This is a genomic window from Marinomonas dokdonensis (genome assembly GCF_052747885.1).
Genome location: NZ_JBRAND010000005.1, coordinates 230,051 through 243,680 on the forward strand (window position 1 = coordinate 230,051; position 13,630 = coordinate 243,680).

Below are 13,630 nucleotides of genomic sequence, written 5' to 3' on the forward strand. Positions count from 1 at the left end.
CCTAGCCATGACAGCCACATCTGACGTTTTTGCACAGACACCATTTAACAAGATTATCGCTAAACAGGCGCACATTGGCGTACTAACAGTGAAAGGTAATGACGCAGAAAAGTTCCTACAAGGCCAACTGACGTGTGACCTAACAAAACTGAGCGATTCAAGTGGCTTATATGGGGCGATTTGTAATGTAAAAGGTCGAATTATCAGTAACTTTTTCTTGCTCAGAAAACAGCAAGATATCCTCATGGTCATATCGCAAGATGTATTAGAAAAAACCCTGAACCACCTTAAAAAGTACGCCGTATTTTTTAAGGTAGAACTAATAAATAGCAGTACAGATTACGCCATCAGCACTCATATTCAAGCCAGTGACAAGCCAGCCTCTAACAGCAAACTTGCCGAAACCTTGTCTGTTACTCAAGATGAAAGTCAACTGACATGTGAATTGGCAAGCTACCCTATGCAGGTTGAGTGGCGTATTCAAAGCGCCCTTGACGCTGACATTATCGAGCAAGAGGCTCATCTTGCCGAACCATTACAATTGCTCATGGCTCGTCCATTGATCACAGAAGCACAAAGTGAAGAGACCTTGCCTCAGTGGTTGAATATGCAAAGTAATGGCGGCATCAGCTTTACCAAGGGTTGTTATACTGGCCAAGAAATTATTGCCCGCATGCAATATCGTGGTAAGTCGAAGAAACAACTGGCTTTAATCAGTTGGCAGGGAGAGATCGGCGACAGTCTTGATATTCTAGATGATAACGAAAAAGTGATCGGGCATATTTTTAATCACGCAGCCATTGGGCAAAAGCACATTGCTCAAGTCATCTTAAATATCACCACCGATGAAGTGGATACGGCATTCTACATGGGCCAACCGGTTGACCTAGTACAACTCCCTTATGCCTTAGACTAAACAAAAATCCGGCTCGCTTATTTGCCAATCGATTGGAGTTTTCCCAACTTCATACAAGTAAGCGTTGGCTTTCGAGAAATGCTGACAGCCAAAGAACCCTCGATAGGCCGACAAAGGCGAAGGGTGAACAGCTTCTAATACACAGTGTTTTTGACGATCAATATGTCGCCCTTTTTGCTGGGCATAGCTTCCCCACAGCAGAAACACCACTCCCTGATGATGACGGTTAATGCTCGCGATAATAGCATCCGTTAAAGTTTCCCAGCCTTTGTTTTGATGAGCCCCAGCCTTACTTTCCTCGACACTTAACACACTGTTGAGCAACAGCACACCTTGCTTCGCCCATTCTTCCAAATTGCCATGACTGGGAATCGAAAAGCCAATATCACTCTGCAATTCCTTGTAGATATTCACCAAAGATGGAGGCACTTTTGTTCCTTGAGTGACAGAAAAAGAAAGCCCATGAGCCTGACCCGCCCCGTGATAGGGATCTTGGCCAAGAATCACCACTTTCACCTGCTCAAAAGGGGTGTAGTTAAGAGCATTAAAATACTCGTCCTGTGGGGGATAAATCACCTTCCCTTGGGCTTGCTCTGCCTGTAAAAATCGCCACAATGCTTGTACATAATCTTTATTCAGCTCTTCGTCGAGCTTGTCATGCCAGTCAGCCGCTAAATTCATTTTGTTCGCTCTCATCTAATAACCGCTTTACCTGAGGAGTGTTTTTATACTGATAGTAACTTTCTAAAAAACTGGGCAACTTATCCTGATGCAGGTAATACAAAAGCAACCACGCCAACTCTCGTATCACATAAGCCTGACGATAATTATCAAGAAAAACCTCAATATCACTAAAATCTATTTCAGCATCATAGAATTGGCACAATTGCTTAGCCATAGACGCCGACAAATTATGGGACTGCACCACTACGGCCAGATCAAAAAGTGGATCCCCATACCCAGCATATTCCCAATCAATTAACCAAGCGGTTTGATCGTCCATTAAGACATTCTTGGGGTTCACATCATTGTGACACAAGGTATTCGCAAGCGGAGATAGACTAGGGGCTAACGCCTGAAACCAAGAGGTTAAAAACTGCCACTCTTTGGTCAGAACGCCATCGTCACGGACAGCTTCTGCAATCTGCTTAAGGTAGTGCTCGATTACTTTATAGACACAGTAGCTGAGCTCTCCAGCTTCCATGGTATGGGCTGTAACCAATAGATTAGCAAGGCGCTGAACACTCGTTGCATCGTGCTCTACTTGCCAACTTAATGCTGGCTGCGCCACATACTGGCTAACCATTACTCCATGATTATCTTGCCATAACAAAGGCGGGCTAATGCCAAGCTGAGCAGCTTGTGTCACAGAGGCCATTTCCGCACGGCGATTGACAGCAAACATACTCTCTTCAATCCCTGGTAACCTAAGTACTAATCTAGGTTCACCCTGCCAACCAATAAGGTAACTAGTATTTGAGAAGCCATCTTCTAATTTTTTCGTAGATAGTGAAACTTTGCTCGGTAAAAGCTCTGCAATTCTAGTAATATACTCGCTTAGTACGCTCATTTTTAATCATTTCATTGCCAGAACCTGAAGTGGCTGTCAGAATGAACAAGAGTATCATCCGAGTCAATAGATTGAAGTAGATCAATGAATAAACACGAAGACATCATTCGTAAAATACAAGAACGATTAAGCACCCTTAGCAAGTCTGAACGTAAGGTGGCAGAAGCCATTTTAGCTGACCCGAAAACCACCATTCACTCCAGTATTGCCAAGTTAGCGGCGCGAGCGGAAGTGAGTGAACCAACGGTCAATCGCTTCTGTCGAAGCCTTATTGGCAGTGGTTTTCCAGACTTCAAAGTATCTCTTGCCCAAAGTTTAGCCACCGGCACCCCTTACGTTAACTTAAACGTAGAGCCGGATGACGCTCCTGGCGCTGTGACCAGTAAGATCTTTGAAGCCGCGAAGAACAACTTAACGAGAGCCCAAGAAATTCTCCCTGAGTCGCTCATTAGCCGTGCTGTAGATGTTCTTGCTCAAGCTCGTCGTATTGAATTTTATGGTCTTGGTGCCTCAGGCCCAGTTGCAAAAGATGCTCACCATAAGTTTTTCCGTTTAAACATGCCTGTGGTGGCATACACAGATATCTTAGTTCAACGCATGGCCGCAGCAGGAACACACCCGGGGGATGCCGTTGTCATCATCTCCTACACGGGGCGTACCTTGCCATTGATCGAAACCGCGCGCGTGGCACGGGAAGCAGGAGCTTCTGTCATCGGCATCACCAACCCTGACTCACCATTGACTGAACATTGCTCTATTGTACTACCGATAGAAGAGACAGAAGATACCGATATTTATACGCCAATGAGCTCACGTATTGTTTACCTAACCTTAATCGACGCTCTGGCGACAGGAGTCTTGTTAAAGCGTGGCCCTGAATTCAACGCACACCTTAAAAAGCTTAAGCTTAGCGTGCAAGATACCCGCCTTCCCAAGCCGGAAAAGTAACTCAACCTCTTCTATAAAGGCACTTTTAAGTGCCTTTATTTATTTCCGTCTACTTTTTGCAAATCTGACACTAGACCTTTAAAATCTGCGCCGCTTTTCTAAGGCGCGAGTTTTTTACAATTCTTAAAGAGCTTTTTGAAAGATATCCACCTCTTAGCCATTTAAAATTCTAGGTTAACCTGAAAAAACGAAAACATTGGTGAAATATGTGTCATCTGACCTTCGCCAAATAACCTTTTTTGTCAGGTTTAATACAAGAATAAAAGCAGTATTTAAATTCGCTTGGCGCCTCACAGGCCCACGAAACTTCAATTTGGAGAAAACAAGAATGATAGAAAGCAGTTACGCGATAAGCTTTACATTCCTAGCCTATCTAGTAGTTATGCTAGGAATTGGTCTTTACGCATATAAGAACACATCCAGCTCGGAGGATTACTTCCTTGGCGGACGCTCCCTAGGCCCATGGCCTACAGCCCTTTCAGCTGGCGCTTCAGACATGAGTGGCTGGTTGCTACTAGGTCTACCAGGTTATGCTTTTGCATCAGGCTTAGAATCCATTTGGCTGGCTGGCGGTTTGCTCGTAGGTACTTGGCTAAACTGGCTAATTTGCGCCAAACGTCTTCGCACTTACAGCATCAAAGCAGACAACTCTCTAACCCTACCCGGCTTCCTTTCAAGCCGCTTTCAAGATAAGTCAAAAGCCATCCAAACCATTTCTGCGCTTTTCATTTTGCTTTTCTTCTTGTTTTACACAAGTTCAGGCTTAGTGGCTGGCGGTAAATTGTTTGAAACAGTGTTTGGCTTAGATTACACCTACGCGGTAATTCTTGGCACAGTATGCGTCGTATCTTACACATTGTTTGGTGGTTTCTTAGCCGTAGCTTGGACTGATCTTATCCAAGGCCTAATGATGTCTGCAGCATTGGTCATCGTACCTCTTATCTCACTAGATGGCGGCTTTAGCCAACTAAGCGACACGCTAATGAGTAAAAACCCAGAGCTGTTAACCATCTGGAACGATGTCAAAGGTGAGCCATTAAGTACGATTGGTATTATTTCATTAGTGGCTTGGGGCTTGGGTTACTTTGGCCAGCCACATATCTTGGCTCGTTTCAAAGCTGCACGCTCTAATAAAGATATTACTACCGCACGTCGTATCGCCGTTTCATGGACACTGATTTCCATGGCTGGCGCCTTGCTGATTGGTTTTGTGGGCATTGTCTATGTTGATGGCAACCTAGCTGGAAACCTAGCAGACGGTGAAAAGATCTTCATGGTGCTTGTTAATGCTGTTTTCCACCCTGTGGTGGCCGGTATTTTGTTAGCCGCAATTCTTGCCGCTATTATGAGTACAGCAGACTCTCAGCTTCTCGTATCTTCTTCTGCTTTAGCAGAAGATTTCTACAAGCAACTGTTCAACAAGCAAGCGACTCAAAAGCAAATCGTTAACGTTGGCCGTTTTGCCGTTATCGCTATCTCTATTCTGGCACTAATCCTTGCCCTTAACCCAAAAAGCTCAGTACTAGGTCTAGTATCTTACGCTTGGGCAGGTTTCGGTGCGGCATTCGGTCCTGCAATTTTGATCAGCTTGTTCTGGCGTAACATGAACCGCAATGGCGCTCTCGCAGGCATTATTGTGGGTGGTGTAACCATTGTTGTCTGGAAACAACTAAGTGGTGGTTGGTTTGATGTGTATGAAATCGTTCCTGGCTTCATCCTTTCTACCATTGCCATTGTGATCGTCAGTATGATGAGCGGTAAACCTGAAGAAGCCGTAACTCAATCATTCGATGACTACGAAGAAGCACTAAAAACTATGGATTAAGCACTCGCTTTCACCATGAAAAAAGCTGAACCAAGCTCATTGGTTCAGCTTTTTTTTGGCTTGTTTGTTAGCCGATAAAATCTTCAGGCAAAAAAAAGGGGTTTGCTAAGCAAACCCCAAACACCATTACTAACATAAGGTTAGTAGTCAGAGGAACTTATTCATCATTAAACAGGCTACAAGCGCCTTGCTCAGCACCGTTTACCAATAAGCGGAATGCACTGAACAATTCACGCCCCATACCTTGATGAGAATTTGTTAAATCTTGCACGGCGGCTTCACGATTCGCCAACTCTTCATCAGAGATCAGCAGTGAAAGACTACCTTCAACAGCGTCTAGTCTTACTAGGTCACCATCTTGAATCTTCGCGATTAAACCGCCAGCCAAGGCTTCAGGTGTTAAATGAATTGCAGCAGGTACCTTACCTGAAGCACCAGACATTCGACCATCCGTTACCAAAGCGACTTTGTATCCCTGATCCTGTAAGTTGCCAAGGAAAGGCGTCAGTTTGTGCAGTTCAGGCATACCCATAGCTTTCGGGCCTTGGAAACGCACAACGGCGATACAGTCGCGTTTTAATTCACCAGAAGAAATGGCATCAGCCAAAGCGTTTTGCGAGTGGAAAACAGCCGCTGGCGCTTCGATAATACGGTTCTCTTCTTTCACCGCCGACACCTTGATCACCGCACGGCCGATGTTACCTTTCAATAGGGATAAGCCACCCTCTTTGCTGAAAGGATTATCGATCGGACGAACCACATCTTCGTCTAAACTCTTCTGAGTGCCGTCGCGCCACACAACAGTATCACCCTCTAAGAAAGGCTCTTTAGCGTAGTGAGATAAGCCTTTACCCATGATGGTATTTACATCTTCATGCAACAGACCACCTTTCAGTAACTGCTTAACAAGGAAAGCCATGCCACCTGCAGCGTGGAAGTGGTTAATATCCGCTTGGCCGTTTGGATAAATACGGGTCATCAGCGGAACAGTTTTAGATAATTCAGCAAAGTCATCCCAAGTGACGATAATCCCAGCAGCACGCGCATAAGCCACAATATGCATAGTGTGGTTAGTAGAACCACCTGTTGCTAATAGGCCAACGATAGAGTTAACAATGCTGCGCTCATCAACGATTTCATAGAGAGGACGATAGTCACGGCCCAAAGCGGTAATCTTAGTAGAAAGTTGAGACGCGTATTTGGTAAGTGCTCCACGTAACGGATCCGTTGGGTTTACGAATGAAGAGCCCGGCAACTGAAGTCCCATCATCTCAACCAATAGCTGGTTTGAGTTCGCCGTACCGTAAAAAGTACAAGTACCTGCACTATGGTAAGAAGCAGATTCGGCTGCTAATAACTCATCTCGAGACGCTTGCCCTTGTGCAAAGCGCTGACGTACTGCGGCTTTTTCGTTATTAGGAATACCAGATTGCATTGGCCCTGCTGGAATAAACAAGGCTGGCAAGTGACCAAAGCGCAAAGCGCCAATTAATAGCCCAGGTACAATTTTGTCACAGATACCAAGATAAACCGCCGCATCAAACATATTATGGGACAAGGCAATCGCTGCACCTTGAGCAATATTATCTCGGCTGAACAAGCTCAATTCCATACCGTCTTGACCTTGTGTGACACCGTCACACATAGCGGGAACACCACCGGCAAACTGAGCAATCGAGCCCATTTCTTGAACCGCAGCGCGGATTTGATCTGGGTAATTTTCATAAGGCTGGTGCGCTGACAACATATCATTATAAGAAGAAATAATGCCGATGTTGGCTTCTTCCATTAAGGTCAGTTTTTGCTTGTCTTGAGGCTGGCAGGCCGCAAAGCCGTGAGCCAAATTACCACAAGATAAACGTCCACGATGAGGCCCCTGCTCCTGTGCCTGCTTCATGTCTTTCAAATACTGCTGACGCAATACCTTGCTGCGCTCGATAATGTTCTTGGTCACTTTAGTAACGATAGGGTTCATGACTGACTCCGTTATTGACTTAGCAGCTTCCACAGCCGATATGTATAGTATTTGTGTAATATTACTACATTTATCTCTATTTTAACCTTATAAATAAATTTATTTCCAAAAAATCGCGGTATTTTCGTAATTTATTTACAAAATAAGTCTCGGAATTCAATTTTCGTATGATTAGACGTCCTTTTGTAACATTTATAATGTTAGTATAGGCCAAGATCGAAATCTTAGATCATTTTTTGAGCAAAAATAGGGTTTTTCACACTAATCCTTGCTTAAAAAATTGCTTTTGTAGTATTTTTACTTAAAAGAATATATTTCCCGCTTTTTTTGCTTCGTTATGATGCAAATTTAGCATTTAGACAGAATTTTAGAGGTGAGTATGACTATCAAGGTAGCTATTAACGGTTACGGACGCATTGGCCGCAATACACTTAGAGCTTTATATGAATCAGGCAAGCGCGATCAGATCCAAGTTGTTGCGATCAATGACTTAGGTGATTCCAAAACCAATGCCCACCTTACCAAATACGATACTGTACATGGCCGTTTCGCAGAAGAAGTAACTTTTGATGACGAAGCCCTATACATCAACCAAGACAAAATCCGCACTTTCTCTGAGCGTAACCCAGCAGACCTTCCATGGGCTGAACTTGGTGTTGATGTAGTTTACGAATGTACTGGCTTCTTTACTACGAAAGAAAAGGCCAGCGCTCACATTACTGCTGGTGCGAAGAAAGTTATCATTTCAGCACCAGGCAAAGAAGTTGATGCTACGGTTGTATACGGTGTAAACCAAGACGTTCTAACAGCAGACATGACTGTTATTTCTAACGCTTCTTGTACAACTAACTGTCTTGCTCCTATCGCTAAGCCTTTGAGCGACAAGCTAGGTATTGAAAGCGGTTTGATGACAACTATCCACGCTTACACTAACGATCAGCGTTTATCAGACGTATATCACGAAGATCTATACCGTGCCCGTGCTGCTGCAATGAATATGATCCCAAGTAAAACAGGTGCTGCGGCGGCTGTAGGTCTAGTTGTTCCAGAGTTGGTTGGCAAATTTGATGGTATGTCTGTACGCGTACCGACTATCAACGTTTCTTTGGTTGACCTTACTTTCTCTGCACCTCGCGAGACATCTATTGAAGAAATTAACAGCATCATTGAAGACGCCATTGCCGCTGATCCAGTATTGGCTCAAGTATTGTGCGTAAACAAAGAGCCGCTAGTATCTTCTGACTTCAACCACAGTACTTTCACTTCAAACTTTGATGCGACTCAAACTCGCGTGCAAGGTAAGTTGGTTAAAGTTATGGCTTGGTATGATAACGAGTGGGGCTTCTCGAACCGCATGTTAGACAATACCATTGCATTGATGAACGCAAAATAATCAATAACACGAAGGCTGCAGACGCAGCCTTCGTCGTATCTTATACTCTCTTTTAAGCACACTAATCTTTGGTAAATATAATGACTCGTAGAACTAAAATTGTTGCAACGTTAGGCCCAGCTTCTAGCTCACCAGAAATGATCGAAAAATTGATCTTGGCAGGAGCGAATGTTTTCCGACTTAACTTCTCCCACGGCCAACCAGAAGATCATATCAACCGTGCTGACGTCGTTCGTGCTATGGCAAAAAAGAACAACCGTCATGTTGCAATTCTTGGCGATCTACAAGGCCCTAAGATTCGTATTGCCCGCTTCAAAAACACCAAAGTAGAGCTTGAAGACGGCGCAACCTTTATTCTAGATGTAGGCTTCGACAAAAATAACGGTGACGAAAAACGCGTCGGTATTGACTACCCTCAGCTTGCAGAAGATTCTGAACCAGGCAACGTACTATTACTTGATGATGGCCGTGTGGTTCTGGAAGTTACAGAAGTTAAAGGCACAGAAGTAATCACCAAAGTCTTGGTTGGTGGCCCATTGTCCAACAACAAAGGCATTAACCGCCAAGGTGGTGGACTTTCTGCCGCAGCCCTTACCGAAAAAGATAAGGCTGACATCATTACCGCTGCAGCTCTAAAAGCTGACTACCTTGCTGTTTCTTTCCCTCGTAGCGCTGCCGATCTTGAAGAAGCACGCTCTTTGGCAAAAGCGGCTGGCCTAAGTGCTGGTATCGTTTCTAAAGTTGAGCGCGCCGAAGCCGTTGCCGACAACGAAACACTAGATTCTATTATCTTAGCGTCTGATGCCGTCATGGTTGCTCGTGGTGACCTAGGTGTAGAAATTGGTGATGCTGAGCTGATTGGTGTTCAAAAGCACATGATCAAGCGCTGCCGCCAGTTAAACCGCCCAGTGATCACAGCTACTCAAATGATGGAAACCATGATCACTAGCGCAATGCCAACTCGTGCAGAAGTGTTTGACGTTGCTAACGCTGTACTTGATGGCACAGATGCCGTGATGCTGTCTGCTGAAACCGCTGCTGGTGCTTACCCAGAAGAAGTTATCCACACTATGAACCGTGTTTGCTTGGGCGCTGAAAAGCAACCAGCAATTAAACGCTCTAAGCACCGTGTAGATGTTACTTTCTCAAATGTTGACGAAGCGATTGCCATGTCTGCTATGTATGCAGCGAACCACCTTGAGGGTGTTAAAGCTATCATCAGTTTGACTGACTCTGGTACAACCCCTCTGCTAATGTCTCGCATCAGCTCTGGTCTACCAATTTATGCTTTGTCACCGAACCAAGCCGCTCTTAACCGTGCAGCACTTTACCGTGGCGTTACACCTGTATCTTTCTCTTCACAAGACTACAATATTGACAACATTATTGCGGGCTTAGTGAATCAAGTAAAATCACTTGGTTACATCAATGATGGCGACCTAGTTATTGTGACCAAAGGCGACCACCTTGTGAGCCATGGCACAACTAACGCGATGAAAGTTGTCAAAGTTGGTGAAACAGCGTAAGTCGATAGAGAAGGACACCATAATGCACATGAAAAAAACAGTCATGGCCGCCAAGAAGCGCATTGCGCTGGTTGCTCATGACAACATGAAAGCGGAACTTATCAAATGGGCTCGTACCCACAAGGATAAACTCATCCCTCATGAGCTTATGGCAACTGGCACGACAGGCAACATGATCAATAAAGAGCTGGGGGTGAAAGTTAAAGCACTCATCAGCGGACCACTAGGCGGCGACCAGCAGCTTGGTGGCATGATCGCAGAAGGTAAAATCGATATCCTAATTTTCTTTTGGGACCCTTTCGAACCTATGCCCCATGATCCAGATATTAAAGCCCTATTACGAGTCGCGGCAGTTTGGAACATTCCCATTGCCTGTAGCGTCTCTTCGGCCAATTTCCTCGTCTCATCTCCACTACTGGAAAGCGAGTTCGAGCGAGATATTCCGGACTATGATAAATACCTACAAGAGCGACTTTAAAGTCGCTCTTTTTTTGACCATATGGGCAGTTTAGAATTTGCACAACCCCCCTTCTCAAGACTCGCTGTTTCCCGCAAAATCCGCTATATTAGCGCCCTAATATTCCCGTGTAGAAAAGCACATTATTGCCTCTACCTAAGACGCCATCATTAAACATTTCAGCCCTCTAACCTGATACCGTTAGGCTGAATGAAGATCAACAGGAGATATGTTTTGCAAGCAAAAGTAGCCCTAATAATGGGATCTAAAAGCGACTGGAGCACAATGGAAGGCGCAGCCGAAATCATGGACAAACTTGGCGTAAGCTACCATGTTGAAGTTGTTTCTGCCCACAGAACCCCTGTTAAGCTTGCAGAATTTGCTGAGAGCGCTGTCGAGAAAGGCTTTGAAGTCATCATTGGTGGCGCAGGCGGTGCGGCACACTTACCTGGCATGGTCGCTGCGCACACCCGTTTACCAGTATTAGGTGTACCAGTACAAAGTAAAGCCCTTAACGGTATGGACAGCCTGCTATCTATCGCACAAATGCCAAAAGGTGTTGCTGTTGGCACCCTAGCCATTGGTACCGCTGGTGCTTTTAACGCTGGTTTACTGGCCTGTCAGATACTTGCTAACTCTAACCCTGAGCTAGCACAGAAGATCGAGGCGTTCAGAGCTGAGCAAACCGATACGGTTTTATCTAACCCAGATCCACGGGAGGCCTAAATGTCAACGTTATGGGTTCTTGGCGCCGGTCAACTTGGCGCCATGTTAAAACAAGCTGGCACACCACTAGGTTTGGACATTCGACCTGTTGATATAGAGACGGATGAAGTCCTACCACTTGCTCAGGACGATATCGTTACCGCTGAACGTGAAGAGTGGCCAGAAACCGCGGCGACCAAGCAACTCGCAACGCACAAAAACTTCGTTAACCTAGACACCTTTCCACAACTGGCTGATCGCTTAACTCAAAAGCAGTGGTTGGATCGTCTAGAGCTGGCTACAGCACCTTGGTTTCCTGTTGAGGAAGATACCGACGCAGACTACGCCTACCAAACCCTAGGGGAGCGCGTGCTCATGAAGCGTCGTCGTGGTGGCTATGACGGCAAGGGCCAGTACTGGCTAAAACAAACAGAAAACACAGCCATTCCAGATGACTGGAAAGGCCTAGCCATTGCCGAGCAAGCCATCAACTTTGATGAAGAAGTTTCCTTAGTAGGTGTACGAGGCAAAAACGGTGAAAAATATTTTTACCCGCTAACCCTTAATCTACACATTAATGGCATCCTCTACGCTTCCATCTCTCCGCTAAAACGCCTTGACCAATACCAATCTAAAGCAGAAGCCATGCTTGGCAAACTTATGGATGCTTTAGATTACGTGGGTGTTATGGCAATGGAATGTTTCCGCGTGGGTGATGAGTTGCTGATCAACGAACTTGCGCCTCGTGTACACAACAGTGGGCATTGGAGCCAAGCTGGCGCAAGCATATGTCAATTTGAGAACCATGTTCGCGCCGTCACCAACTTACCCCTAGCCCCAGTACAAGTTAAAAACCAAAGCATGATGGTTAACCTAATTGGCGTTGATGTTGACTACCAATGGTTAAACATCAAAGCCTTAGAGTTGTACTGGTATAAAAAAGAAGTTCGACCTGGTCGTAAAGTAGGACACCTAAACTTCTGCTCCGCAGACATCAGTGTTTTAAAACAAGGCTTAACTGAACTGACCCTACCTGCGCCTTACCCTGAAGCGCTAGAGTGGCTAGAGAAAAACCTATAGCCCGTAAAACACAAAACCTACTCAAAAATCGTTTTTGAGTAGGTTTCTCTCTCTTCTATCGAAAATCTTCCAATTGTGTAAATAAAAAGTACAATTTTATGCACTTTTTCGTCATATTGGGCGGATTTGATCTTGTTTCATTCAAAAAAGACATTATTCTAGGTTATAGAAATTTATAATTATAAATATTACTGCGCTGCCGCTGCGTAGGTAAGGATCCCTTGAATGAATAACCTTGAACTCGACAGCTATGACTGGCGACTGCTAAGTGCGCTTCAAAGCAACGCACGACTGTCAAATGTTGCCTTATCAGAGCAAGTTAACTTGTCGCCTTCCCAGTGCTCAAGAAGACTGCAAAGGCTAGAACAAAGCAACATGGTAGAAGCTTATGTGACACAGCTTAACGCTCGTCAACTTGGCTACCAGGTCACGGCCTTTGTAAGTGTCACACTCAATAAAAACATTCCTAATGCGAGTCAAACTTTCCAACTTGCGATAGACAGCATGCCCACCATACTAGAGTGCTACTCAGTAAGTGGCGATTCTGATTTCTGGTTAAAAACCATCAGTGAAGACCTACCGTCACTATCAGCCTTCCTCACAGAGTCTCTGGCAAGCTTAGAAGTCGTTAGAGATCTAACCTCAACACTCGTCCTAAACCGCGTCAAAAACTCTCCAGCAATCCCTTTGCCGCAAGGCTAACGACGATTGGGACCCGTGACTGATCTTGTAGGTGCGGCTTCAGCCGCAGGCGGAATTGATGGCAATCAAGCTCAATCATGTAATCTAGGATTAACCCAAACATCATCGGTAACCGTGGTTCCTGCGGAACCATTTCCGCATAAATGCGAACCTACAATTGGTCAGCCGAATTAATTGAATTTGTTGTTTGAAATTAGGGAAGGTTGTGGATTTGCATTTACGCCGACGCGTCGAGGCACGAGACAGGCGCAAGTAAATGGAAGGCCATAACCTGCGTTGAATACGGCTCGGAACGAAAACTCGCTGAAAACGGACTTTATCTTCAAGAGGTTTTCCGCGTCCCGCTAAAGCGGTACCTACTTATGGCATATCTGAAACGAAAAAACCCGCTCTGCATTAGCTGAACGGGTTTCTTGGATTATAAAGCTTGACGACGACCTACTCTCACATGGGATCTCCCACACTACCATCGGCGATGGCGCTTTTCACTTCTGAGTTCGGGATGGGATCAGGTGGTTCAACGCCTCTATGAT

At 45.1% G+C, this 13,630-nt stretch carries 12 protein-coding genes and 1 rRNA gene; 9 read left to right on the forward strand and 4 right to left on the reverse strand.

All coding sequences use genetic code 11. The annotated features are described in order from the left end of the window. Positions 1–7 precede the first annotated feature (7 nt). Entirely contained in the window at positions 8–916 is a 909-nt protein-coding gene (ygfZ, locus tag ACUM5Y_RS13910) for a CAF17-like 4Fe-4S cluster assembly/insertion protein YgfZ (RefSeq protein WP_445977484.1), read from the forward strand. On the opposite strand, the gene ung is transcribed toward ygfZ, so the two are convergent. Both ung and ACUM5Y_RS13920 read right to left on the reverse strand, forming a co-directional pair. Continuing rightward, positions 908–1,597, reverse strand: coding sequence for a uracil-DNA glycosylase (ung, locus tag ACUM5Y_RS13915; protein ID WP_445977485.1), 690 nt, complete (start codon positions 1,595–1,597; stop codon positions 908–910). The genes ygfZ and ung overlap by 9 nt on opposite strands. Continuing rightward, entirely contained in the window at positions 1,581–2,486 is a 906-nt protein-coding gene (locus ACUM5Y_RS13920; protein WP_445977486.1) for a phosphotransferase, read from the reverse strand. The genes ung and ACUM5Y_RS13920 overlap by 17 nt, the downstream gene beginning before the upstream one ends. An 84-nt stretch (positions 2,487–2,570) precedes the next feature. Here ACUM5Y_RS13920 and hexR point away from each other — a divergent pair, with 84 nt between their 5' ends. Together hexR and putP are read left to right on the forward strand one after the other, a co-directional pair. Then, positions 2,571–3,434, forward strand: a complete 864-nt coding sequence (gene hexR, locus ACUM5Y_RS13925) for a transcriptional regulator HexR (RefSeq protein WP_445977487.1) — start codon at positions 2,571–2,573, stop codon at positions 3,432–3,434. A 328-nt stretch (positions 3,435–3,762) separates the two neighbouring features. Further along, entirely contained in the window at positions 3,763–5,259 is a 1,497-nt protein-coding gene (gene putP, locus ACUM5Y_RS13930; protein ID WP_445977488.1) for a sodium/proline symporter PutP, read from the forward strand. Between the two features lie 157 nt (positions 5,260–5,416). On the opposite strand, the gene edd is transcribed toward putP, so the two are convergent. Then, positions 5,417–7,234 carry a phosphogluconate dehydratase gene (gene edd, locus ACUM5Y_RS13935; RefSeq protein WP_445977489.1) on the reverse strand — a complete coding sequence of 606 codons (1,818 nt, stop codon included), beginning with the start codon at positions 7,232–7,234 and terminating at the stop codon, positions 5,417–5,419. Between the two features lie 379 nt (positions 7,235–7,613). Between edd and gap the strand changes: the two genes are divergently transcribed. The 6 genes from gap (at position 7,614) to ACUM5Y_RS13965 (ending at position 13,097) form a co-directional block, all read left to right on the forward strand. Further along, positions 7,614–8,627 (forward strand): type I glyceraldehyde-3-phosphate dehydrogenase, encoded by a 1,014-nt coding sequence (gene gap, locus ACUM5Y_RS13940; RefSeq protein WP_445977490.1) that lies wholly within the window; start codon positions 7,614–7,616, stop codon positions 8,625–8,627. An 80-nt stretch (positions 8,628–8,707) separates the two neighbouring features. After that, a complete protein-coding gene (pyk, locus tag ACUM5Y_RS13945; protein ID WP_445977491.1) occupies positions 8,708–10,153 on the forward strand; it encodes a pyruvate kinase in 1,446 nt (481 codons plus the stop codon). Between the two features lie 22 nt (positions 10,154–10,175). After that, a complete protein-coding gene (locus ACUM5Y_RS13950) occupies positions 10,176–10,631 on the forward strand; it encodes a methylglyoxal synthase (protein WP_445977492.1) in 456 nt (151 codons plus the stop codon). A gap of 213 nt (positions 10,632–10,844) precedes the next feature. Next, the gene (purE, locus tag ACUM5Y_RS13955) at positions 10,845–11,336 is read left to right on the forward strand and encodes a 5-(carboxyamino)imidazole ribonucleotide mutase (protein ID WP_445977493.1); all 492 of its coding nucleotides are present in this window, start codon (positions 10,845–10,847) and stop codon (positions 11,334–11,336) included. Next, the gene (purK, locus tag ACUM5Y_RS13960) at positions 11,337–12,395 is read left to right on the forward strand and encodes a 5-(carboxyamino)imidazole ribonucleotide synthase (RefSeq protein ID WP_445977494.1); all 1,059 of its coding nucleotides are present in this window, start codon (positions 11,337–11,339) and stop codon (positions 12,393–12,395) included. Positions 12,396–12,620: 225 nt separating this feature from the next. Then, the gene (locus ACUM5Y_RS13965) at positions 12,621–13,097 is read left to right on the forward strand and encodes an Lrp/AsnC family transcriptional regulator (RefSeq protein WP_445977495.1); all 477 of its coding nucleotides are present in this window, start codon (positions 12,621–12,623) and stop codon (positions 13,095–13,097) included. Between the two features lie 425 nt (positions 13,098–13,522). Here ACUM5Y_RS13965 and rrf read toward each other — a convergent pair. Next, a 5S ribosomal RNA gene (rrf, locus tag ACUM5Y_RS13970) occupies positions 13,523–13,630 on the reverse strand; the annotation flags it as partial.

Coding starts and splice junctions, on each gene's coding strand:
- ACUM5Y_RS13950 (WP_445977492.1), top strand. CDS start 10,176: ATGCACATGAAAAAAACAGTCATGGCCGCCAAGAAGCGCATTGCGCTG.
- ACUM5Y_RS13920 (WP_445977486.1), bottom strand. CDS start 2,486: ATGAGCGTACTAAGCGAGTATATTACTAGAATTGCAGAGCTTTTACCG.
- pyk (WP_445977491.1), top strand. CDS start 8,708: ATGACTCGTAGAACTAAAATTGTTGCAACGTTAGGCCCAGCTTCTAGC.
- ung (WP_445977485.1), bottom strand. CDS start 1,597: ATGAATTTAGCGGCTGACTGGCATGACAAGCTCGACGAAGAGCTGAAT.
- edd (WP_445977489.1), bottom strand. CDS start 7,234: ATGAACCCTATCGTTACTAAAGTGACCAAGAACATTATCGAGCGCAGC.
- gap (WP_445977490.1), top strand. CDS start 7,614: ATGACTATCAAGGTAGCTATTAACGGTTACGGACGCATTGGCCGCAAT.
- putP (WP_445977488.1), top strand. CDS start 3,763: ATGATAGAAAGCAGTTACGCGATAAGCTTTACATTCCTAGCCTATCTA.
- purK (WP_445977494.1), top strand. CDS start 11,337: ATGTCAACGTTATGGGTTCTTGGCGCCGGTCAACTTGGCGCCATGTTA.
- hexR (WP_445977487.1), top strand. CDS start 2,571: ATGAATAAACACGAAGACATCATTCGTAAAATACAAGAACGATTAAGC.
- ACUM5Y_RS13965 (WP_445977495.1), top strand. CDS start 12,621: ATGAATAACCTTGAACTCGACAGCTATGACTGGCGACTGCTAAGTGCG.
- ygfZ (WP_445977484.1), top strand. CDS start 8: ATGACAGCCACATCTGACGTTTTTGCACAGACACCATTTAACAAGATT.